Raw genomic sequence first — 19,265 nt, forward strand, 5'->3', positions numbered from 1 at the left:
GTGGTGTCTTGTTTGTCATGCTCATCCCGGTCTCGGGGGCTACAAGCCCTCATTGAGCTGTCCGATTTCATTGAACCACGACAGTAGCTCTGCCTGGTGCTCAGCTCCGACTCGAGCCGCGCCAGCTGGGCGCGCAGCTCGGCCGCCAGCGCGCCGCTGGCCTGGGCATCGGCCAGCGGGTCGATCACCTGGTGGCGGGCCTGGAAGTCCAGCAGCTCGGCGCGTGCGCTGGCCAGCGCCTGCTCGGCACGCTCGAGCTCGCGCTGCGCGAAGCCCATCTGCTCCGAGGCGATGCGCTGCGAGATCGTGTTGACGAAGCGCTCCGACTCGGCCAGCAGCGCGGCGTTGAGCTGCTGCGCCATCACCGGGTCGAAGGCCTGCACCTGCACCGTCAGCAGGCCGCTGACTTCGTCCAGGCGCACCGAGGTGCGGGCGCGCCAGTAGTCGGCCAGATCCTCGCGCAGGCTGTCGGGCCCGAGCCGGTAGAGCAGGTCGCGTTTCGGGGCACCGTAGTGCGCACGCAGCCCGAAGCGGGCGTCGAGCTGATGCAGCAGGCCTTCCGAGAGCATGTAGTCGCGCAGCAGCCGCACATCCTCCTGGGCCGCACCGCCTGCACCGCCCAGCAGCATCGCCAGACCGCCCGCGCCGGCCGGCTCGTCATGGGCGCGGCGCACCGTCAGCACCGAGGTGCTGACATGGCGGTCCTGCGCCATCAGGCCGAAGTAGACCGAAGCCAGCAGCATCGGCAGGCCGATCAGCAGCAGTGCCAGCCGGGCCGGCGTCAGCAGGCGGCCGAGGCGGGGCGTGGCGCGGGTGGCGCTCATGCCGCTTCTCCGTGGGCGGCGGCAGGCGGGCGGGCGCGTTCGCGCGACAGCTGCTGGTAGGCGGCGATGCCCTCGCGCACGCTGTCGTGCAGCGTCGGCGCCGCGCCGGGGCGCAGCAGCACCACCCGCTGGCACAGCTTCGCGATCTCGTCCATGTTGTGGCTGGTGTAGATGAGCCGGGCGCGACCGAGCCGCGTCTCCAGCAGCTGGCGCGACTTGGCGCGGAAGGCCGCGTCACCGACCGCGGTGACCTCGTCGATCAGGTAGGTGTCGAAGTCGAAGGCCATCGCCAGGCCGAACATCAGCCGCGAGCGCATGCCCGAGGAGTAGCCCTTGACCGGCAGGTCGAAGGCCTCGCCGATGCCGGCGAAGTCCTCGACGAAGGCCTCGCGCTCGCGCAGCTCGGCGCGATCGCTGGCGTGAATGCGGCAGACGAAGCGCACGTTGTCGCGCCCGGTCAGCGAGCCCTGCAGTCCGCCGGCCAGGCCGATCGGCCAGGAGATGCGCTCGTCGGTCAGGATGCGGCCGCGATCGGGCCGCTCCAGGCCGCCGAGCAGGCGCATCAGCGTCGACTTGCCGGCGCCGTTCGGCCCGATCAGGCCGATGCTCAGTCCGTCCGGCACCGACAGGCTGAAGTCGCGGAAGACCGGACGCGGCCCCGACCGTCCGGGATAGCTCTTGCACAGGCCGATGATCTCCAGCATGGTCAGGCCACCTGAAGCCGGTCGCCGCGCAGCTGCAGCAGAGCCAGCGCCAGCAGCGTGGCCAGGCCGGTCCAGACCAGCGGCAGCGTCAGGCCGATGCCCTGGGGCGCGGCATAGACCGGACCGAACAGCGCGATGCGGATCGACTCGATCAGATGCGGCAGCGGGCTGAGCAGCAGCCACTCCCGCAGGCCCTGCGGCAGGTGCGCCAGCGGCACGATCGCGCCGGAGCCGAGGTAGAGCGGCATGAAGGCCATTCTCAGCACCGGCCGCAGCAGCGCCAGCGCGCCATGCGTGCCGACGGCCGCCAGCAGCCCGCCCGCCAGCCCCAGCAGCGTCAGCAGCAGCAGCGCCAGCAGCAGTCCGAGCGGGTCGTGCGGCAGCAGGCCGTGGCCTGCCCAGGCCGCGCCCGGCAGGATCAGCAGCGCCATGCCGCCGAAGATCGCCAGCTCCACCCCGGCGCGGGCCAGCACCGCGTCGACCGGCCGCACCTGCCGGTAGGCGAACAGGCCCAGGTTGGCGTCGATGCTCTCCATCAGCCGCAGCACCAGCGAGCGCAGCAGCATGAACGACAGCTGCCCGCTCAGCAGGAACAGCACCGTGTCGACGCCGGCGATCTCGCGGGTGCGCATCAGCGTGTAGAGCGCCAGCATCAGCAGCGCGCCGGCCAGCGGCTCGCCGATCACCCACAGCGCGGTGGTCCAGCGGCCGTCGAGCCGTGTCTTGAGTTCGCGCAGGAACAGCGCGAACAGCACGTCGCGCATCACGCCCCAGGCGCTGCGGCGCGGGCGGGAGACGGGGTGCGGACGGGTCTGGGACAGCATGGGACCGATGCTAGGCAGCCCCTCGCCGGACTTAAGTGCAAAAAGAGCGCGCATCGCCGGCCAGATCGGCGGTGGTGCGTGCCGGTGGTGGGCGATGCACGGACCCGGCGGGGCAGTCCGCGGTGATGGCCGGTGCAAAAGCCGCTGTTCCGTTTGCTGAATGTTCGCGCTCGAACCGATAAATCCGCGGTGCCGGCCAGGGAGGCGGACGGGGGGTCCGTGCCGCAGGCGTCGGTCATGACCTCACGAGCAGTTCAAGATGAGCAACCTGATCCACCGGCTGCGCCTGTCGCACAAGTTCGGCCTGCTGGCGCTGCTGGGCGCGCTGATGCTGGCCCCACCGATGACCTACTACCTGGTCGATGCCGAGGCAGAGCTGGCGTCCACCCGGCAGGAGGTCGCGGGCCTACAGCCTTCGGCGGCGCTGCTGAAGCTGATCCGGCTGACCCAGCAGCACCGCGGCCTGACCGCCACCGTGCTCGGCGGCAAGGCGGAGGCCGAGGGCCAGCGCGCCGAGCGCCAGCGCGAGGTCGACCAGGCGCTGGGCGAGTTCGCCGCGCTGGCCGCCGGCATCGAGGATCCGAAGTTCGCCGAGGGCTGGCAGCAGGTGCAGCAGCAGTGGAAGACGCTGTCCGCCCAGGTCGCGCAGCGGCAGCTGGCTGCTCCTGCGAGCTTTGCCGGGCATTCCGCGCTGGTCGAGCTGCAGCTGGATCTGCATGGCCGCATCGTCTCGCACTACGGCCTGGATCTGGATCCCGAGCCGGTTTCCTACCATCTGGTGATCGCGACGATGACGCAGCTGCCGCAGCTCACCGAGCAGCTCGGCAAGCTGCGTGGCAGCGGTGCGGGCATCCTGGCGCGCGGGCAGGCCACGGTGGCCGACCGGGCGATGCTCGGCGGCCTGAGCGAGTCGGCGCGTGGCGAGATGCACCGGCTGCTGACCACGCTGGAGCGTGCGCTCGAGCATGATCCGGCGCTGCGCGAGCGCATGGCCGGCCCGATCGAGCAGGCACGCGCCGGGGTGGAGCGCACCTGCGAGATGCTGCGCACCGAGCTGATCGAGGCCGAGGCGCTGACCCTGTCCTCGGCCGAGTATTTCCAGGCGACCACGAAGGCGATCGACCAGGTCTTTGCGGTGCATGGCCTGGCGTCGGAGGCGCTGGCCGGTGCGCTGCAGGCCCGCACCGCGCGGCTGCAGCGCACCGAGTGGCTGGTGATCGGTCTGTCGGTGCTGATGGTGGGCCTGTGCGGTCTGCTGGCGCGCTCGATCGTGCGCACGATCCTGCAGGCCACCGACGATGCGCGCCGCATGGCCGAGCGCATCGCCGCCGGTGACCTCTCGCCGGAGCCCTTGCGTGCCGGCGAGGACGAGCTTGGTCGCATGGTGCAGGCGATGGAGGCGATGCGCCTGTCGCTGACCGAGGTGGTCGGCACGGTGCGCGAGAACGCGGTCAGCGTTGCCGCCGCCAGCGCGCAGATCGCGCAGGGCAACATCGACCTGAGTTCGCGCACCGAGCAGCAGGCCGCGGCGCTGCAGCAGACCGCAGCGACGATGGACCAGCTCGGCTCGACCGTCAGCCACAACGCCGACCATGCCCGCGAGGCCGACGGCCTGGCCCGGGAGGCCTCCACGCTGGCCTCGCGCGGCGGCGAGATGGTGTCGCAGGTGGTCGGCACGATGGGCGGCATCAGCGAGGCCTCGCGCAAGATCGGCGACATCATCGGCGTGATCGACTCGATCGCCTTCCAGACCAACATCCTGGCGCTGAACGCGGCGGTCGAGGCCGCACGCGCCGGCGAGCAGGGCCGCGGCTTCGCGGTGGTCGCCACCGAGGTGCGCAACCTGGCGCAGCGCTCGGCCGAGGCCGCGCGCGAGATCAAGGCGCTGATCTCGACCAGCGTCGAGCGCGTCGAGCAGGGCGTCTCGCTGGTCGACCAGACCGGCCGCTCGGTCGGCGAGGTGGTGGCGTCGATCCGCCGCGTCAGCGACATCGTCGCGCAGATCAGCGCCGCCAGCGCCGAGCAGAGCACCGGCGTGGCCCAGGTCGGTCAGGCCGTCACCCAGATGGACCGCGCCACGCAGCAGAACGCCGCGCTGGTCGAGCAGTCGGCGGCGGCCGCCGGCACGCTCAAGTCCCAGGCCGAGCAGCTGGTGGACGCGGTGGCGCGCTTTCGCGTCGCCGCCTGACGGGTTCAGCCCGCTTGAGCCAGCAGCGTGCGGATGTCGGCGGCCAGGTCCGCCGGCGGCGTGTTGTGGCGCACATAGAGCCGCACCTTGCCCTGGGTGTCGAAGACATAGGAGGCGGCGGTGTGGTCGATGGTGTAGCTGCTTTCGGTCTTGCCCGGCACCTCGCGGTAGAAGATCTTGAACTCCTTGGCCGCCGCGGCGGTCTCGTCGGCCGAGCCGCGCAGCGGCACCCAGTCCGGGCTGAAGCTGCCGACATAGGCCTTCATCAGCGCCGCGGTGTCGCGCTTCGGGTCGACGGTGACGAAGACGCCGACCAGCCGGGCGCCGTCGGGCCCGAGCAGCTGGCGGGTCTCGGCCAGCGCGCTCAGCGTGGTCGGGCAGACATCCGGGCACTGGGTGAAGCCGAAGAAGACCACCACGATCTTGCCCTTCAGGTTCGACAGCAGGAAGGGCTGCTCGGTGCGGGCGTCGGTCAGCGCCAGCTGGCGCGCGTAGTCGGCGCCGGTGATGTCGAGCGACTTGAAGGCGATGGGCGGGGCGCTGCGCTCGCAGCCGGCCAGCAGGGCGGCGCCGCTGGCGCCCAGCAGCGCCAGCGCGGCCGGCGCGCGACGCAGCAGCCGGCGTCGCGAGGAAGATGATGGGGCGCAGGCAAGGGCGTGTCGTCGTTCAGAGGTCTCGGTCACAGCCAGGGTCTCAGGTAATGGTCGATCAGCAAGGCGCCGAACAGCAGCGAAAGATGCCAGATCGAGAAGCGGAAGGTCTTGCGGGCCAGCAATTCGCTGTAGCCGCGCCAGAGTTTCCAGGCCCGGGCGATGAACAGCGCGCCCAGCACCAGCGCCGCGAACAGATAGGGCAGGCCGCTGAGGCCCTGGATGAAGGGCAGCAGCGTCGCCGGCACCAGCACGATGGTGTAGAGCAGGATCTGCAGCCGGGTGAACTCGCTGCCGTGCGTGACCGGCAGCATCGGCAGGCCGGCGCGTGCGTAGTCCTCGGCACGGTACAGCGCCAGCGCCCAGAAGTGCGGCGGCGTCCACAGGAAGATGATCAGGAAGAGGCCGACCGCCTCGGGGCTGACCTCGCCGGTCATCGCGGTCCAGCCCAGCAGCGGCGGCATCGCGCCGGAGGCGCCGCCGATGACGATGTTCTGCGGCGTCAGCGGCTTGAGGATCACGGTGTAGACCACCGCGTAGCCGACGAAGGTGCCGAAGGTCAGCCAGGCGGTCAGCGGGTTGACCGCCTGATGCAGCAGCACCATGCCGGCGCCGCCGAGCACGGCCGAGAACAGCAGGGCCTGGCCACGGCTCAGGTCGCCGCGTGCGGTCGGGCGCCAGGCGGTGCGCTTCATGCGGGCGTCGATGTGCTGCTCGATCAGGCAGTTGAAGGCGGCCGCCGCGCTGGCCACCAGCCCGATGCCGACCGAGGCGGCCAGCGCCAGGCCCAGCTCATGCGGACCCGGCACGCCCGGCACCGCCAGCAGCATGCCGATCAGCGCGCAGAACACGATCAGCTGGATCACCCGCGGCTTGGTCAGCGCGGTGTACTGGCGCCAGCGGGTCAGGGGGGCGGCGCTCGGGGGCAGCGTGGTCGAGCTCATGGCGGGTCTCCCGGGAAACGGCAATGCGGTGCGGATCAGGCGCAGATCAGGTGCGGATCAGCTGGGGGTCGAGAACGGCGCGTGGTGCGCTGCGATGCTGCCGAGCATGGCTGCGCGCGACCAGCGCCGCCATCAGGGTTGTCAGCAGCGCCGCACCGCCGGTGTGCAGCAGCGCCGCCAGCAGCGGCCAGTCCAGCACCACGTTCGACAGGCCGGTCAGCAGCTGCAGCGCGGCCAGGCCGAGCAGCGCGCGTGCCGGCCCCGCGGCGCCGGACTGACGGCGCAGCGCCAGCCCGAAGGCCAGCAGCGCCGTCAGCACGACCACCGCGCCGAGCCGGTGCGCCATGTGGATGGCGGTCAGCGCCTCGAAGGGCAGCACGCTGCCGTCGGGCAGATGGCCCAGCGGCCGGCGCAGCGTGAAGCCGGCGTCGAAGTCCATCGGCGGCCACCACCGGCCCTGGCAGGTCGGAATGTCCTGACAGGCCAGCACCGCATAGTTGGTGCTGACCCAGCCGCCCAGCGCGACCTGCAGCACCAGCAGGGCCAGCACGCCCCAGGCGGCACGGCGCAGAGTGGCCGGCAGCTGCAGCGGCTGCGGATCGTGGCGCTGCATCTGCACCGCCAGCAGCACCAGCAGGCCGATGCCGCCGAGCAGATGCGCGGTGACGATGGCCGGATAGAGCTTCATCGTGACGGTGAGCGCGCCGAAGGCGCCCTGCAGGCAGACCCAGACGAAGCCCAGCGCCGCCCAGCCCGGCGCGATGTGCGCGGCCGCGGCCGGATCGCTGCGGCGCAGCCGCCGCACCGCCAGTGCGCTCCAGATCATCAGCACCGTCATCAGCGCGCCGACGCCGGTGGCCAGATAGCGGTGGATCATCTCGATCCAGGCCTTGCGATGGGTGACCGGGCCGGTGGGCATCGCGGTCTGGGCCTCGGTGATCTCGGCATGTGCGCCCAGCGGGCTGGCGCTGCCGTAGCAGCCGGGCCAGTCCGGGCAGCCCAGGCCGGAGTCGCTCAGCCGGGTGAAGGCGCCGAACAGCACCAGATCGAAGGTCAGCACCAGCGTCAGCAGCGTCAGTGCGCGCAGCCGCTGCGGCGTGCCGGCGCCGCGGTGGCGCCACAGCAGCCAGCCCAGCGCCAGCAGCGCCAGCGCGGCGCCGAAGCCGAGCATCTGCAGCAGCGGATCGAGATCGATGCCGGCCTGGGAAGGGGGAGTCGCCGTGCTCATCGTGCTCACCGTGCCGCGCCGTCGCCGACGATGGCCGGATCGCGGCCGGCCCGGTCCCAGGAGCTGGAGGCGCGCAGCAGCCGGTCGAGATCGCGCTTGGCCTTGGCCGGCTCGAAGTCGGCGGGCAGTCGCATCATCCACATGCCCATCGGGTCGACCAGATAGAGATGGGCCGACAGCGGCTGGCCCTCGTCCGGCCGCAGCCAGCGGCCCAGGGCCTCGCGCGGGGCCGACAGCACCTGCGCGCCGGCCAGAGCCGGCAGCAGATTGGCGCGCGGCCGTGCCTCGCCGGTCACCAGCCAGACCCGGTCGAGCCGGTCCTTCTCGCGGCCGAGCGATTCGCGCAGCTGGCGCTGCGCATACAGCAGCCGCTCGCAGACGGCGTCGCAGGCGCCGTCGGCGACGACCACCAGCAGCCACTGGTCCTTGAGCGCGCGGGGGTCGACCGCACGGCCCTTGAGATCCTGCAGCGGCAGCTCGGCCGCGCCCGGCAGCTCGCGTGGCGGCTGGATCAGCTGGCCGTGGTGGGTACGGGCCTGCGGCCGGATGACGTGGTAGGTGAAGTAGGAGGCGATCACCGGTGCGGCACAGGCCAGCAGCACCAGCAGCATCTTGATTCGGCCCAGGCGAGTGCGGCGGTCGGCGCTCTGCAGCGCGGCCTCCGGGCTGGGCAGGCCGTGGACCGCGAGGGTCAGCGGCTGGGCGCGGGCGTCATCGGTCATGGCGGGGCGTCAGGTCTCGGGATCGTTGCGGGAGGAGAGGCGCGGCCGGAGCCATCCGAACCACAGCAGCAGTCCGGAGCCTAGCGCGCTGAGCGCAAACCACTGCAGCGCATAGCCGTGGTGACGCTCGATGCCGAAGTCCGGCGCCGGCCAGTCGCGGCGCAGGCCGTCGGTGCCGGACGGCTGTCCGGGCGCATCGAGCTGCAGCAGCACCAGCGGGCGCAGCGTCAGGCCGGTCTCGCGGGCGGCGGTGGCGAGGTCGAGGTTCTGGCGGATCGGGCCGGTCAGGGCGGGATCGCCCAGCTCGCGCAGCCGCGAAGGCTCGGCGATCACCCGCGCCAGCAGGCTCACCGGGCCGTCCGGCGTGTGCACCGGCGGCAGCAGATCGCGCTGCAGCCGGTGGCGTGGCACCCAGCCGCGCTGCACCAGCACCGCGCTGCCATCGTCCAGCCGCAGCGGCGTCAGCACATGGAAGCCGACCTGGCCGGCCATCGGCCGGTTGTCGAGAAAGACGGTCGCCTCCGGTGCCCAGCGGCCCTGCAGCCTCACCGTGCGCTGCAGCTGCGCGACGCTCTGCTCGGGCGTGCGGGCCAGCGTCGCGGCATCCAGCGCCGGCAGCTGCCCGCGCTGGGCTTGCTGCGCCTGCAGCGCCTGCTTCTGCGCCGCGCGGTCGAGCTGCCAGAAGCCGAGCCGGGCGGTCAACACGATCATCAGCAGCGCCGCCATCCAGGCCAGTCCCACGATCCGGCCCGACCGGCGCCGGGCACCGGGTTCCTGCGCTGTCGCGCCCGCGGTGGCGCTGGAACAATCGCGGGCCATGAAGATCGTCATCGCGCTTGCCTTGGTCCTGATCCTGCTTGCCCTGGCGGCGGCCGGGCTGTTCATGCTGCGTCGGGGGCCGGACGGAGCGGCGGCGCCGAAGGGGCGGATGGCGCGCGCGCTGGCCATCCGGGTCGGCGTGTCGGTCGCCATCTTCCTGTTCGTGCTGCTGGCCCATGCACTGGGCTGGATCGAGCCCACCGGCATTCCGGCGGGCCGCTGAGGCCTGCGCCTCAGGCCCGCCCCTCAGCGCCAGCTCACATCCAGTAGACGATGAAGTAGAGGCCGAGCCAGACCACGTCGACGAAGTGCCAGTACCAGGCCGCGCCCTCGAAGCCGAAGTGGCGCTCCGGGGTGAAATGGCCCTTCATCAGCCGGATCGTGATCACCAGCAGCATCAGCGTGCCCACCAGCACATGGAAGCCGTGAAAGCCGGTCAGCATGTAGAAGGTCGAGCCGTAGATGCCCGAGGACAGCTTCAGGTTCAGGTCCCGGTAGGCGTGCATGTACTCGTAGGCCTGGCAGCCGAGAAAGACCACGCCCAGCAGCACCGTGATCCACATCCACAGGATGGTCGACGCGCGCCGGCCGGCGATCAGCGCATGGTGCGCGATGGTCAGCGTGACGCCCGAGGTCAGCAGCAGCGCGGTGTTGATCGTCGGCAGCGGCCACGGGCCCATGGTCCGGAAGGGCTCGACGGTGCCGGCCGGCGAGGCGGTGGCACCGGCCACCGCGCTGGGCCAGGCAGCCTTGAAGTCCGGCCACAGCAGCGCGTTCTCCGCACTGCCCAGGCTGGGCACCGAGTGCACTCGGGCCCAGTACAGCGCGCCGAAGAAGGCCGCGAAGAACATCACCTCCGAGAAGATGAACCAGGCCATGCTCCAGCGGTAGGAAATGTCGACCCGGTCGCTGAGCAGGCCGCCCTCGGCCTCCGCGGCGGCCTCGCCGAACCATTGGCGCAGCACGAAGGCGCACCAGAGCATCCCGAACAGCACCGAGTACATGCCCCAGGCATGGGCATTGACCCACTGGCCGGCGCCGAACACGACGAAGAACAGGCCGATCGACATCATCACCGGATGCCGCGAGGGCGCCGGGACATAGTAGTAGGGCGCGTGGCCCGGGGTGCTTGCCGACATCATGGGTCTCCTGGAGCCGGGTGTTCTGGGGGTTGTCGGGAAAGGGGCGGGAGGAAGAGGGGCCGAGCGGGATGTCGCCTCAGCCCGGAGACGAGGCGGCGATCCAGCTCACCAGCAGCACCAGCGCGCCGACGAACAGGGCTGCGCCGATCAGGCCGGCCACGATGACATGCACCGGATTGAGCCGGCTGATGTCCTCCTGCCAGCCGGCGCCGCGGCGGATGCCGAGAAAGGACCAGGCCACCGCCTTGAGCGTCTGCACGAAGGAGCCCTTGCGGGCCACCACCTCGCGCAGCTCGTCGGCCGAGGTCGGGGTGCGGCGAGGATCCTGCGGCGTGCTCACGAGCCACCTCCAGGCGCGGCCGGCACCTTGGCGCCGACCTCGAAGAAGGTGTAGGACAGCGTGATGGTGGTGACGTCCTTCGGCAGCTTCGGGTCGATGACGAAGACCACCGGCCAGGTCTTCGACTCACCTGGCTTGAGCACGTACTCGTTGAAGCAGAAGCATTCGAGCTTGCTGAAGTGCGCGGTGGCCTGCTTCGGGGCGTAGCTCGGGATCGCCTGCGCCGCCATCGTGCGGTCCTGGATGTTGCGGAACTCGTACATCACGGTGGCGACCTCGCCCGGATGCACGGTGACCGAGCGCTGCGCCGGACGGAAGTCCCAGGGGCCGCGTGCGTTGGCGTCGAACTCGATGGTGATGGTGCGGCTGGTGTCGACCTGGGTGTTGGTCCGGTCGGCGCGGGCCGCATGCGCCGAGGTGCGCTGCTCGTTGAGCGTCAGCACGTTGATGCCCAGCGCGGTGCAGATCGCCTCGTACATCGGCACCAGCGCATAGCCGAAGCCGAACATCACGGCCGCGATCAGGCACAGCTTGCCCAGCAGCTGCCGGTTGTCGCGCCGCAGCGCGGGATCGGCTGCGGCGGTGCCGGGCGGGGCGGGACGGGCGCTCATCTCGGGTCCGGGTCCGGGTTCGGGCAGTGCGGGTTCAGGCGCCGCCCAGCAGCGCGATCTTCGCGACGAAGCCGACGAAGAAGACGGTGGCGACCGAGGCCAGGATCAGCGCCAGGCGCACATTGGCGCTGCGGCGATCGGCGGCCCGGTCGTCGTCGGGCGAGCAGGTGGACTGGTCGTTCATGGCGATTCTCCAGGGTCAGCCGATCACGCGGGTGGCGGTGGCATCGAGCTTCGGCGGCGTCTCGAAGGTGTGGAAGGGGGCCGGCGAGGCCACTTCCCACTCCAGGCCTTCTGCGCCTTCCCAGGGCTTCTGCGGCGCCTTCTCGCCCTGGCCGCGCATCATCGGCACGACGATGAACAGGAAGAAGTAGACCTGCATCAGCCCGAAGCCGAAGCCGCCGATCGAGGCGAGCATGTTGAAGTCGGTGAACTGCATCGGGTAGTCGGCATAGCGACGCGGCATGCCGGCCAGACCCAGGAAGTGCATCGGGAAGAAGGTGATGTTGAAGGTGATCAGCGAGCCCCAGAAGTGGATCTTGCCGCGCGTCTCCGAATACATCACGCCCGACCACTTCGGACCCCAGTAGTAGACGCCGGCGAAGAGGGCGAACAGCGAGCCCGCCACCAGCACGTAGTGGAAGTGCGCCACCACGTAGTAGGTGTCCTGCAGGTTGATGTCGATCGGCGCCATCGACAGGATCAGGCCGGTGAAGCCGCCCATCGTGAACACGAAGATGAAGCCCACCGCCCACAGCATCGGGGTCTCGAAGGTCATCGAGCCGCGCCACATCGTCGCGATCCAGTTGAACACCTTCACGCCGGTCGGCACCGAGATCAGCATCGTCGCGTACATGAAGAACAGCTGGCCGGTCAGCGGCATGCCGGTCGTGTACATGTGGTGCGCCCAGACGATGAACGACAGGATCGCGATCGAGGCGGTCGCGTAGACCATCGAGGCATAGCCGAACAGCTTCTTGCGGGCGAAGGCCGGGATGATCTGGCTGACGATGCCGAAGGCCGGCAGGATCATGATGTAGACCTCGGGGTGCCCGAAGAACCAGAAGATGTGCTGGTACATGACGGGGTCGCCGCCGCCGGCCGGGTTGAAGAAGCTGGTGCCGAAGTGGCGGTCGGTCAGCGTCATCGTGATCGCGCCGGCCAGCACCGGCATCACCGCGATCAGCAGATAGGCGGTGATCAGCCAGGTCCAGGCGAACATCGGCATCTTCATCAGCGTCATGCCGGGCGCGCGCATGTTGAGGATGGTCACGATGATGTTGATCGAGCCCATGATCGACGATGCGCCCATGATGTGCATCGCGAAGATGGCGGCATCCATCGACGGGCCCATCTGCAGCGTCAGCGGCGCGTAGAGCGTCCAGCCGGCGGCCGGCGCGCCGCCCGGCATGAAGAAGGACATCACCAGCACCAGCGCCGCCGGGATCATCAGCCAGAAGCTGAAGTTGTTCATCCGCGCGAAGGCCATGTCGGAGGCGCCGATCTGCAGCGGCAGCATCCAGTTCGCGAAGCCGACGAAGGCCGGCATGATCGCGCCGAACACCATGATCAGGCCATGCATCGTCGTGAGCTGGTTGAACAGCTCCGGGTTGACGAACTGCAGACCCGGCTGGAACAGCTCGGCGCGGATCAGCAGCGCGAGCACGCCGCCGACCATCAGCATCGCGAAGCTGAACAGCATGTACAGCGTGCCGATGTCCTTGTGGTTGGTCGCGAAGACCCAGCGCCGCCAGCCGTGCGGCGCGTGGTGGTGATCGTCGTGGGCAGCGTCGTGGCCGTGACCGCCCGGGTGGAGAACTGCGCTCATGCTGGGTCGTCCTTCTTACTTGCGGGCGGCGACGATGTCGGCCGGCTGCACGATCTGCTCGGTGCGGTTGGACCAGGCGTTCTTCGTGTAGGTGATGACAGCGGCGATCTCGGTGTCGGAGAGCTGCTTCCAGGCCGGCATCGCGCCGTTGTTCTGGCCGTTGAGCAGCACCGCGATCTGGCGGCCCTTGTCGGCATCGAGCACGACGGCCGAGGCGTCGAGCGCCTTGATCGGGCCGGCGCCCTTGCCGTTGGCCTGGTGGCAGACGGCGCAGTTGGCCGCATAGACCTTCTCGCCGCGTGCGACCAGGTCGGCCAGCTTCCATTCCTTCTTCGGATCGTCGGCCCGCGCGGCGATCTTCTTCTTCTCGGCATCGACCCAGGCGGTGTACTCGGCGGCGCTCACCACCTTCACATGGATCGGCATGTAGGCGTGCTCCTTGCCGCAGAGTTCGGCGCACTGGCCGTAGAAGTCGCCGGTCTTGTCGGCGCGGAACCAGGTGTCGCGCACGAAGCCGGGAATCGCGTCCTGCTTGACGCCGAACTGCGGGATCATCCAGGCGTGGATGACGTCGGTGGCGGTGGTGATGATGCGGATCTTGCTGTCGACCGGCACCACCAGCGGGTTGTCGACCTTCAGCAGGTAGTCGTCGCCGGCGGGCTGGCCGGCGTCCGACATCGCGCGGTGGCTGGTGTCGAGCGTCTGCAGGAAGCTGATGCCCTCGCCCTCGCCCTTCAGGTAGTCGTAGCCCCACTTCCACTGGTAGCCGGTGGCCTTGATGGTGATGTCGGCATTGGTGGTGTCCTTCTGCGCGACCACCGTCTTCGTGGCCATCGCGCCCATGCCGATGACGATGAGGAAGGGCACCACCGTCCAGGCGATCTCGACCTTGACGCTCTCGTGGAAGTCGGCCGGCTTGTGGCCGCGCGACTTGCGGTGCTTCAGGATGGAATAGAACATCACCCCGAACACCGCGATGCAGATCAGCACGCAGATGACCATCATCACCGAGTGCAGCCAGTCCATCTGGGCCGCGATCTGCGTGGCGGGCTTGGCGTAGCTCATCTGGCGCACGGCCGGGCCGCCGGGCAGGTCGTTGACCGCCTGCGCTGCGGTGGCGCCCAGCAGGATCCAGCCAGTCAGACCGGCGCGGCCTGCACCCAGCCAAGGGGAAATGCTCGACATCTCTGCGCTCGCTTTCTCTCCAGCCGGCCATCGCGTCGGCTTGGGCGTTGTCTCGTGTTCTGCTCTTCTTGTCAGGCCATGTGCGGGCCGGACCGGATGGCCGGCCGCGAGGGCTGAGTCAAAGCATGACGCCGAGCGGGTCTTTCGGACATCCCGACAAGTCCCGATGGTCTGCAAGCGATTTCAGTGAATTTTTTCTTGATGTGGATCAGTTGTTTTCATTGAATGAATGATCCAGATCAATGGAATGACGCGATGGAGGGGCCTGACCGTCGGCATGACGGGGGCGGGCCCGTGCCGGGCAGCAGCAGGCCGTGGAGGTCGGAATCGGACCGGTTCAGGGCGAGGCCGGTCGGCGGCGGGTCATCTCGCGCATCGTGTCGAGGGAGATCTCGGTGCGGGCCTCGACACGCGGGCGGGCGACCGGACGGAAGGCGTGGCCGTAGATGATCTCGAAACCCAGATGCAGGCGTCCGTCGGGGCCGCGCAGCCGGTCGGTGAGGGTCGATTCCAGTGTCCGGCGCCACTGCCGGCCCCGCAATCCGGGTTGTCGAGCAGGATGCGTGTTCAGGCCGAGCGTGCGCAGCTCGGCCAGCAGGGCCTGCGGTGAATCCCAGGTCAGCGTCAGCCGCTCCATGTCCATCACCGGATCGGCGAAGCCGGCCTGCACCAGATCGTCGCCGAGGTCGTGCATGTCGACCCAGTCGCTGCCGGGCGCGCCCCAGCCGGCCTCGGCCCAGATCGTGCGCAGCTCGGCCAGGGTGTCCGGGCCGAAGCAGGAGAACATCAGGAAGCCGTCGACCGCGATCAGCTCATGCCAGCGCGCCAGCAGCGCCGGGCGGTCGTCGATCCAGTGCAGCATCATGTTGGCCCACAGCAGCTCGGCGGGCGCCTCGTTCTCGCTGCTCGGGCGGGTGCGGCCGGCGCCCAGCAGGCGCTGCCACCAGCGGCCCTCGCCGCGGGCCTCGTCCTCGAGCGGACGGCCGTCCAGGCCGGTGCGCAGCAGCCGCGCCTGCGGATAGCGTGCCTGCAGCAGCGGCGCGCCGCCCGAGGTCGGGCTCCACCAGTCGATCAGGCGCGCCGGCTGACGCAGGATCAGGCCGAGGCGCTCGTCCATGCGGCGGGCGATCTCCTCGTGCAGCCACGGCGGCGGATGCTGGGCGGCGCGCGCCAGATGGCGGGCCAGGGCGGCGGGAGCGATGCGCGGCGCGCGCAGTCGCGGGGCATCGGCAGCGGCGGGGGAAGAGGCGTCTTGCATGATGCCGGCGCAGTATAGTGAGCCGGCCATGGCCGCGCGCAGCACCGGATCGGTTTCTCCGCTGGGACGCTGGCCGCGCCTGCTGCGCGGCCTGGGCAGCCGCTGCCGTGTCTGCGCCGCCTGGCAGGACCGGGTGATCTGCGTCCGCTGCCAGTCCGCCTTCGCGGCCGTGCCGCCGGGGTGGCGGTCGGAGACCGGACTGGTCTGCCATGCCGCGCTCGACTACCAGCCGCCCTGGAGCACGCTGATCGCCGATTTCAAGTACGGCGGCGCCTGCGAGCTGGCCACGCCGCTGGCCGCGCTGCTGGCCCAGGCCCTGCAGCAGGCTGCCGACGCGGACCGGCTGCGCTGGCCGGACTGGGTGCTGCCGGTGCCGCTGGCGCTGCCACGCCTGCGCGAGCGCGGCTACAACCAGTCCTGGGAACTGGCGCGCCGGCTGGCGCCGCCGCTGGGCCTGCAGGCACGCGCCGATCTGGTCGAGCGGCTGATCGACACCGCGCACCAGGTCGGACTGGACCGCCAGGCGCGCGGGCGCAATCTGAAGGGCGCCTTCGCGCCCACGCCGGCGGGCCGCCGGCTGCTGGCCGGCGCCTCGGTCGCGCTGGTCGACGATGTGCTGACGACCGGCGCCACCGCCGCCGAGCTGGCCGCGGTGCTGCGCCAGGCCGGTGCGAGCGAGGTGCAGGTCTGGGTGGTGGCGCATGCCGATCGGCGATGATCCGGGCATGTTCCGCATCGTCCTTGTCCACCCCGAAATCCCGCCGAACACCGGCAACGTCATCCGTCTGGCGGCCAATACCGGCTGCGAGCTGCATCTGGTCGAGCCGCTGGGCTTCTCGATGGATGACAAGCTGCTGCGCCGCGCCGGCCTCGACTATCACGAGTACGCGCCGGTGCAGCGCCATGGCTCGTGGGAGGCGCTGCTCGAGACCTGCAGGCCTGATCCTGCACGCATGTTCGCGATGACCACCCGCGGCAGCCGGCCCTTCGCCGAGGTGGCCTGGCAGCCGGGCGACTGGCTGGTCTTCGGCTGCGAGACCAGCGGCCTGCCGCCGGCGCTGCGCGACGGGCATTTTCCGGCCGGGCAGCGGGTGCGCCTGCCGATGCGTCCCGATCAGCGCAGCCTGAACCTGAGCAACGCGGTGGCGGTGACGGTGTTCGAGGCCTGGCGGCAGAACGGCTACGCCGGCGCGGCCTGAAGGCCGCCGGACGCCGCAGGCCGGCGCGTCAGCTCTCGGCCCGCGCCTCGCGCTGCATCAGCGCCTGCACCGCCTCGCGCGGGGTGAGATCGCCCTGCAGCACGCCCACCACCGCGCGGGTGATCGGCATGTCCACGCCGAGCGCGGTGGCGCGCTCCAGCACCGTGCGGGCGCTGTAGACGCCCTCCGACACATGGCCGAGCTCGACCAGGATGCGCTCGAGCGTCTGGCCCTCGGCCAGCTTCAGGCCGACACGGCGGTTGCGCGAGAGATCGCCCGTGGCGGTCAGCACCAGGTCGCCCAGGCCGGACAGGCCCATGAAGGTCTCGGCACGGCCGCCCAGCGCCAGGCCCAGCCGGGTCATCTCGGCCAGGCCGCGGGTGATCAGCGCCGCGCGGGCGTTCAGGCCCAGCGCCATGCCGTCGGCCATGCCGGTGGCGATCGCCAGCACGTTCTTGACCGCGCCGCCGACCTCCACGCCGACCGGATCGCTCGACGAATAGATGCGCAGCGTCGGGCCGTGCAGCGCGGTGATGGCCGACTGGCACAGCGCCGCATCCTGGCTGGCCGCCACCAGCGCGGTGGGCTGGCCGCGCGCGACCTCGAGCGCGAAGCTCGGGCCGCTGAGCACGCCGGCACGCAGCCCCGGGGCCGCCTCGCGGGCGATCTCGTGGCCGAGCCGGCCGCTGCCCGCCTCGAAGCCCTTGCTGAGCCACAGCACCGCCGCGCCGTCGGGCAGGCGCTGCAGCATCTCGCGCAGGCCCGCCATCGGCGTGGCGACGATCAGCAGGCCGTCCGGACCGGCATGCGCCAGCGCCGCGGCCAGATCGTCGGTGATGTCCAGCGCGTCGGGCAGCGCGACATCGGCCAGATAGCGCGCATTGCGCCGGCTGGCGGCGATCGCCGCCGCCTGGGCCGGATCGCGGGCCCAGAGCCGGGTCGGGTGGCGGGTGGCCGCCTGCGCCGCGAGCGCGGTGCCCCACGCTCCGGCGCCGAGCACCGAGATCTGCATCTTCAGGCGTTCAGCGCGCCGTTGCCCTGCTGCTGGGCTTCGTACATCGCCTGGAAGTTGACCTCGGCCAGATGCACCGGCGGGAAGCCGGCGCGGGTGACGGTGTCGGCCACGACCGCACGCAGGTAGGGATAGACGATGCCCGGGCAGGCGATGCCCAGGATCGGCGACATCTGGTCTTCCTCGATGTTGCGGATCTCGAAGATGCCGGCTTCCTTGGCCTCGCACAGGAACAGGGTGCGGTCGCCGAGCTTGGTGGTCACGGTGGCGGTCACCGCGACTTCATAGATGCCCTCGACCACCGGCTGCACCTCGACGGCCAGGTTGATGTCGACGGACGGCTGGCCCTGCTCGACGAGGATCTGCGGCGAGTTCGGCTGCTCCAGCGACAGGTCCTTCAGGTACACGCGCTGGATCTGGAAAACGGGTTGCGCGTCTTGGATGTCGGCCATGATCGGGTCTCGGTGGTGATGGAAGGAATGGAATCGGATCGGATCGAGTCTGCCTGGCCACGGCCGGACGGCGATAGTGCACGCCGGTCGCAGGGCCGGCAGATTATGCAGCGTCGGGCCTGTCGTCCCGGTGTGGCCAGCCCGCATACTGGCCGACCATGATCCACCGCACGCCGCCGACGCTTCTCACGCTGGTCCGCCACGGCGAGACCGACTCGAACCGGGTCCACCGCTTCCAGGGCCAGCTCGATGTGCCGCTCAATGCGACCGGTCTGCTGCAGGCCGAGCGGCTGGCCGAGCGCCTCGCCGACGAGCCCTTCGACCTGATCGTCAGCAGCGACCTGATGCGGGTGCGCCAGACCGCCGCGCCGCTGCTGGCCAGGCGCGCGGCCCTGCCCGAGTTCGATCCGGTCTGGCGCGAGCAGGGCTTCGGCCTGTTCGAGGGGCTGACGGCCGAGGAGGTGATCGCGCGCCATCCCGCGCTGTGGCAGCGGTGGCTGCGCCAGGACGCCGACTTCGCGCTGCCCGGCGGCGAGAGCGTGCGGGCCTTCTCGGCACGGGTGAACGGCGCGCTCGACGCGCTGGCGGCACGCCATGCCGGCGCGCGGGTGCTGGTGGTGACGCACGGCGGCGTGCTCGACATGCTCTGGCGCCGCGTCAGCGGCCAGCCGCTGTCGAGCGCGCGTGCCTGCGCGATCCCGAACGCCGGCCTGAACCGGCTGCGCTGGCAGGCCGGCGCGCTGTCGATCGAGGCCTGGGGCGAGATCGATCATCTGGCCGGTCTGCCGGCCCAGCCCTCGACGGTGTCGCTGAGCGTGCGCTACGCGGCCGCGCCGGTGCCGACGCCGCCGACACCCTGAGCCAGCAGCGCCGCCACCGGCGCGGCCAGCGCCTGGCCATCGGCGTCGACCGCCTGCGTGGCGCCGCCCTCCAGGGCCGACTGCACCAGCCGCGCCAGCGTGCCCGCATGCGGCAGGATCGTGCCGAAGAACAGCGGCCGCGCGCCACGCAGCACCATCACGGTCGGAAAGTTCTCGATGTCGAGCGCCGCGTCGCCGAGCGCATCGCTGTGCTCCTCGATGTCGATCCAGGCGAATCGCGCCTGCGGCCAGTCGCGCGCCAGCTGCGCGAAGGTCGCGCCATAGGCCTGGCAGGTGGTGCACCAGCCGGCGCACAGGCAGACGACGGAGATCGCGGCGGTCGCGGAGCTTGCAGGGATCGGTTCGGCGGGCGTCATGGCGGCAGTTTGCCAGAGCGGTCTGCAGCCGCCTCTGCCGCCCTTATTCGTTCTGCGCATGAAGATCCAAGGAATCGTTGGTTGAGGGCTTCGCGGCG

At 70.7% G+C, this 19,265-nt stretch carries 23 protein-coding genes; 5 read left to right on the forward strand and 18 right to left on the reverse strand.

The annotated features are described in order from the left end of the window. From NFT33_RS14170 to NFT33_RS14180, 3 genes are all read right to left on the reverse strand, one after another. Nucleotides 1-824: KpsE/RkpR family capsule polysaccharide export protein (locus tag NFT33_RS14170; RefSeq protein WP_473964566.1), on the reverse strand; the 824-nt coding region annotated here is incomplete at its 3' end. Further along, entirely contained in the window at nt 821-1,528 is a 708-nt protein-coding gene (locus NFT33_RS14175) for an ABC transporter ATP-binding protein (RefSeq protein WP_220786559.1), read from the reverse strand. The genes NFT33_RS14170 and NFT33_RS14175, both read right to left, overlap by 4 nt. A 2-nt stretch (nt 1,529-1,530) precedes the next feature. Then, nucleotides 1,531-2,352 carry an ABC transporter permease gene (locus NFT33_RS14180; protein WP_251676305.1) on the reverse strand — a complete coding sequence of 274 codons (822 nt, stop codon included), beginning with the start codon at nt 2,350-2,352 and terminating at the stop codon, nt 1,531-1,533. A gap of 259 nt (nt 2,353-2,611) precedes the next feature. Here NFT33_RS14180 and NFT33_RS19275 point away from each other — a divergent pair, with 259 nt between their 5' ends. Further along, nucleotides 2,612-4,540, forward strand: coding sequence for a methyl-accepting chemotaxis protein (locus NFT33_RS19275; protein ID WP_309296153.1), 1,929 nt, complete (start codon nt 2,612-2,614; stop codon nt 4,538-4,540). A 5-nt stretch (nt 4,541-4,545) separates the two neighbouring features. Here the strand turns inward: NFT33_RS19275 and NFT33_RS14195 are convergent, their stop codons facing one another. The 5 genes from NFT33_RS14195 to NFT33_RS14215 are packed head-to-tail and all read right to left on the reverse strand — an operon-like array spanning nt 4,546 to nt 8,903. Next, on the reverse strand, nt 4,546-5,223 hold the full coding sequence (locus NFT33_RS14195) for an SCO family protein (RefSeq protein WP_376744166.1): 678 nt from the start codon (nt 5,221-5,223) through the stop codon (nt 4,546-4,548). Next, entirely contained in the window at nt 5,220-6,134 is a 915-nt protein-coding gene (gene cyoE, locus NFT33_RS14200; RefSeq protein ID WP_220786561.1) for a heme o synthase, read from the reverse strand. The genes NFT33_RS14195 and cyoE overlap by 4 nt, the downstream gene beginning before the upstream one ends. 46 nt (nt 6,135-6,180) lie before the next feature. Continuing rightward, nucleotides 6,181-7,362, reverse strand: a complete 1,182-nt coding sequence (locus NFT33_RS14205) for a COX15/CtaA family protein (RefSeq protein ID WP_251676307.1) — start codon at nt 7,360-7,362, stop codon at nt 6,181-6,183. Between the two features lie 5 nt (nt 7,363-7,367). Then, nucleotides 7,368-8,084: an SCO family protein gene (locus NFT33_RS14210; protein WP_251676309.1), complete on the reverse strand. Its 717-nt coding sequence runs from the start codon at nt 8,082-8,084 to the stop codon at nt 7,368-7,370. Between the two features lie 9 nt (nt 8,085-8,093). Then, nucleotides 8,094-8,903 (reverse strand): SURF1 family protein, encoded by an 810-nt coding sequence (locus tag NFT33_RS14215; RefSeq protein ID WP_251676311.1) that lies wholly within the window; start codon nt 8,901-8,903, stop codon nt 8,094-8,096. Between NFT33_RS14215 and NFT33_RS14220 the strand changes: the two genes are divergently transcribed. Beyond that, nucleotides 8,902-9,126: a DUF2909 domain-containing protein gene (locus NFT33_RS14220; RefSeq protein ID WP_149504640.1), complete on the forward strand. Its 225-nt coding sequence runs from the start codon at nt 8,902-8,904 to the stop codon at nt 9,124-9,126. The two genes, NFT33_RS14215 and NFT33_RS14220, sit on opposite strands and share 2 nt — an antisense overlap. A gap of 34 nt (nt 9,127-9,160) precedes the next feature. On the opposite strand, the gene NFT33_RS14225 is transcribed toward NFT33_RS14220, so the two are convergent. The 7 genes from NFT33_RS14225 to NFT33_RS14255 all read right to left on the reverse strand — a co-directional run bounded on the left by NFT33_RS14225 (nt 9,161) and on the right by NFT33_RS14255 (nt 15,267). Continuing rightward, a complete protein-coding gene (locus tag NFT33_RS14225) occupies nt 9,161-10,042 on the reverse strand; it encodes a cytochrome c oxidase subunit 3 (protein ID WP_149504639.1) in 882 nt (293 codons plus the stop codon). A gap of 79 nt (nt 10,043-10,121) precedes the next feature. Then, the gene (locus NFT33_RS14230; protein ID WP_220786565.1) at nt 10,122-10,385 is read right to left on the reverse strand and encodes a DUF2970 domain-containing protein; all 264 of its coding nucleotides are present in this window, start codon (nt 10,383-10,385) and stop codon (nt 10,122-10,124) included. Continuing rightward, nucleotides 10,382-10,996 carry a cytochrome c oxidase assembly protein gene (locus NFT33_RS14235; RefSeq protein ID WP_251676313.1) on the reverse strand — a complete coding sequence of 205 codons (615 nt, stop codon included), beginning with the start codon at nt 10,994-10,996 and terminating at the stop codon, nt 10,382-10,384. Before NFT33_RS14235 ends, NFT33_RS14230 begins: the two co-directional genes overlap by 4 nt. A gap of 34 nt (nt 10,997-11,030) precedes the next feature. Continuing rightward, complete coding sequence (locus NFT33_RS19345; protein WP_375131466.1) at nt 11,031-11,117, reverse strand: cytochrome oxidase small assembly protein; 87 nt, start codon at nt 11,115-11,117, stop codon at nt 11,031-11,033. Between the two features lie 78 nt (nt 11,118-11,195). Further along, complete coding sequence (gene ctaD, locus NFT33_RS14245; protein ID WP_251676317.1) at nt 11,196-12,824, reverse strand: cytochrome c oxidase subunit I; 1,629 nt, start codon at nt 12,822-12,824, stop codon at nt 11,196-11,198. 15 nt (nt 12,825-12,839) lie between these two features. Then, complete coding sequence (coxB, locus tag NFT33_RS14250) at nt 12,840-14,009, reverse strand: cytochrome c oxidase subunit II (protein WP_251676319.1); 1,170 nt, start codon at nt 14,007-14,009, stop codon at nt 12,840-12,842. Between the two features lie 337 nt (nt 14,010-14,346). Beyond that, a complete protein-coding gene (locus NFT33_RS14255) occupies nt 14,347-15,267 on the reverse strand; it encodes a biotin synthase (RefSeq protein WP_251676321.1) in 921 nt (306 codons plus the stop codon). Between the two features lie 28 nt (nt 15,268-15,295). Between NFT33_RS14255 and NFT33_RS14260 the strand changes: the two genes are divergently transcribed. Together NFT33_RS14260 and trmL are read left to right on the forward strand one after the other, a co-directional pair. Next, the gene (locus NFT33_RS14260; protein WP_251676323.1) at nt 15,296-15,985 is read left to right on the forward strand and encodes a ComF family protein; all 690 of its coding nucleotides are present in this window, start codon (nt 15,296-15,298) and stop codon (nt 15,983-15,985) included. Nucleotides 15,986-15,992: 7 nt separating this feature from the next. Next, nucleotides 15,993-16,466, forward strand: a complete 474-nt coding sequence (gene trmL, locus NFT33_RS14265; protein ID WP_149504634.1) for a tRNA (uridine(34)/cytosine(34)/5-carboxymethylaminomethyluridine(34)-2'-O)-methyltransferase TrmL — start codon at nt 15,993-15,995, stop codon at nt 16,464-16,466. 28 nt (nt 16,467-16,494) lie between these two features. On the opposite strand, the gene NFT33_RS14270 is transcribed toward trmL, so the two are convergent. Together NFT33_RS14270 and secB are read right to left on the reverse strand one after the other, a co-directional pair. Then, the gene (locus NFT33_RS14270; protein WP_251676325.1) at nt 16,495-17,478 is read right to left on the reverse strand and encodes an NAD(P)H-dependent glycerol-3-phosphate dehydrogenase; all 984 of its coding nucleotides are present in this window, start codon (nt 17,476-17,478) and stop codon (nt 16,495-16,497) included. Nucleotides 17,479-17,480: 2 nt separating this feature from the next. Further along, the gene (gene secB / locus NFT33_RS14275; protein WP_037481127.1) at nt 17,481-17,930 is read right to left on the reverse strand and encodes a protein-export chaperone SecB; all 450 of its coding nucleotides are present in this window, start codon (nt 17,928-17,930) and stop codon (nt 17,481-17,483) included. Nucleotides 17,931-18,088: 158 nt separating this feature from the next. Between secB and NFT33_RS14280 the strand changes: the two genes are divergently transcribed. Beyond that, nucleotides 18,089-18,790: a histidine phosphatase family protein gene (locus tag NFT33_RS14280; RefSeq protein WP_251676327.1), complete on the forward strand. Its 702-nt coding sequence runs from the start codon at nt 18,089-18,091 to the stop codon at nt 18,788-18,790. Here NFT33_RS14280 and NFT33_RS14285 read toward each other — a convergent pair. Next, complete coding sequence (locus NFT33_RS14285) at nt 18,751-19,167, reverse strand: thioredoxin family protein (RefSeq protein ID WP_220786570.1); 417 nt, start codon at nt 19,165-19,167, stop codon at nt 18,751-18,753. The two genes, NFT33_RS14280 and NFT33_RS14285, sit on opposite strands and share 40 nt — an antisense overlap. Between the last annotated feature and the right edge of the window lie 98 nt (nt 19,168-19,265).

Source organism: Sphaerotilus sp. FB-3, from assembly GCF_023706025.1.
Lineage (GTDB): Bacteria > Pseudomonadota > Gammaproteobacteria > Burkholderiales > Burkholderiaceae_C > Sphaerotilus > Sphaerotilus sulfidivorans.

What these genes read in the sequence shown, in the direction of transcription:
- NFT33_RS14175 (WP_220786559.1), bottom strand. Translation starts at nt 1,528, where the DNA reads ATGCTGGAGATCATCGGCCTGTGCAAGAGCTATCCCGGACGGTCGGGG.
- NFT33_RS14180 (WP_251676305.1), bottom strand. Translation starts at nt 2,352, where the DNA reads ATGCTGTCCCAGACCCGTCCGCACCCCGTCTCCCGCCCGCGCCGCAGC.
- NFT33_RS19275 (WP_309296153.1), top strand. Translation starts at nt 2,612, where the DNA reads ATGAGCAACCTGATCCACCGGCTGCGCCTGTCGCACAAGTTCGGCCTG.
- cyoE (WP_220786561.1), bottom strand. Translation starts at nt 6,134, where the DNA reads ATGAGCTCGACCACGCTGCCCCCGAGCGCCGCCCCCCTGACCCGCTGG.
- NFT33_RS14205 (WP_251676307.1), bottom strand. Translation starts at nt 7,362, where the DNA reads ATGAGCACGGCGACTCCCCCTTCCCAGGCCGGCATCGATCTCGATCCG.
- NFT33_RS14210 (WP_251676309.1), bottom strand. Translation starts at nt 8,084, where the DNA reads ATGACCGATGACGCCCGCGCCCAGCCGCTGACCCTCGCGGTCCACGGC.
- NFT33_RS14220 (WP_149504640.1), top strand. Translation starts at nt 8,902, where the DNA reads ATGAAGATCGTCATCGCGCTTGCCTTGGTCCTGATCCTGCTTGCCCTG.
- NFT33_RS14215 (WP_251676311.1), bottom strand. Translation starts at nt 8,903, where the DNA reads ATGGCCCGCGATTGTTCCAGCGCCACCGCGGGCGCGACAGCGCAGGAA.
- NFT33_RS14225 (WP_149504639.1), bottom strand. Translation starts at nt 10,042, where the DNA reads ATGTCGGCAAGCACCCCGGGCCACGCGCCCTACTACTATGTCCCGGCG.
- NFT33_RS14235 (WP_251676313.1), bottom strand. Translation starts at nt 10,996, where the DNA reads ATGAGCGCCCGTCCCGCCCCGCCCGGCACCGCCGCAGCCGATCCCGCG.
- ctaD (WP_251676317.1), bottom strand. Translation starts at nt 12,824, where the DNA reads ATGAGCGCAGTTCTCCACCCGGGCGGTCACGGCCACGACGCTGCCCAC.
- coxB (WP_251676319.1), bottom strand. Translation starts at nt 14,009, where the DNA reads ATGTCGAGCATTTCCCCTTGGCTGGGTGCAGGCCGCGCCGGTCTGACT.
- NFT33_RS14255 (WP_251676321.1), bottom strand. Translation starts at nt 15,267, where the DNA reads ATGCAAGACGCCTCTTCCCCCGCCGCTGCCGATGCCCCGCGACTGCGC.
- NFT33_RS14260 (WP_251676323.1), top strand. Translation starts at nt 15,296, where the DNA reads ATGGCCGCGCGCAGCACCGGATCGGTTTCTCCGCTGGGACGCTGGCCG.
- trmL (WP_149504634.1), top strand. Translation starts at nt 15,993, where the DNA reads ATGTTCCGCATCGTCCTTGTCCACCCCGAAATCCCGCCGAACACCGGC.
- NFT33_RS14270 (WP_251676325.1), bottom strand. Translation starts at nt 17,478, where the DNA reads ATGCAGATCTCGGTGCTCGGCGCCGGAGCGTGGGGCACCGCGCTCGCG.
- secB (WP_037481127.1), bottom strand. Translation starts at nt 17,930, where the DNA reads ATGGCCGACATCCAAGACGCGCAACCCGTTTTCCAGATCCAGCGCGTG.
- NFT33_RS14280 (WP_251676327.1), top strand. Translation starts at nt 18,089, where the DNA reads ATGATCCACCGCACGCCGCCGACGCTTCTCACGCTGGTCCGCCACGGC.
- NFT33_RS14285 (WP_220786570.1), bottom strand. Translation starts at nt 19,167, where the DNA reads ATGACGCCCGCCGAACCGATCCCTGCAAGCTCCGCGACCGCCGCGATC.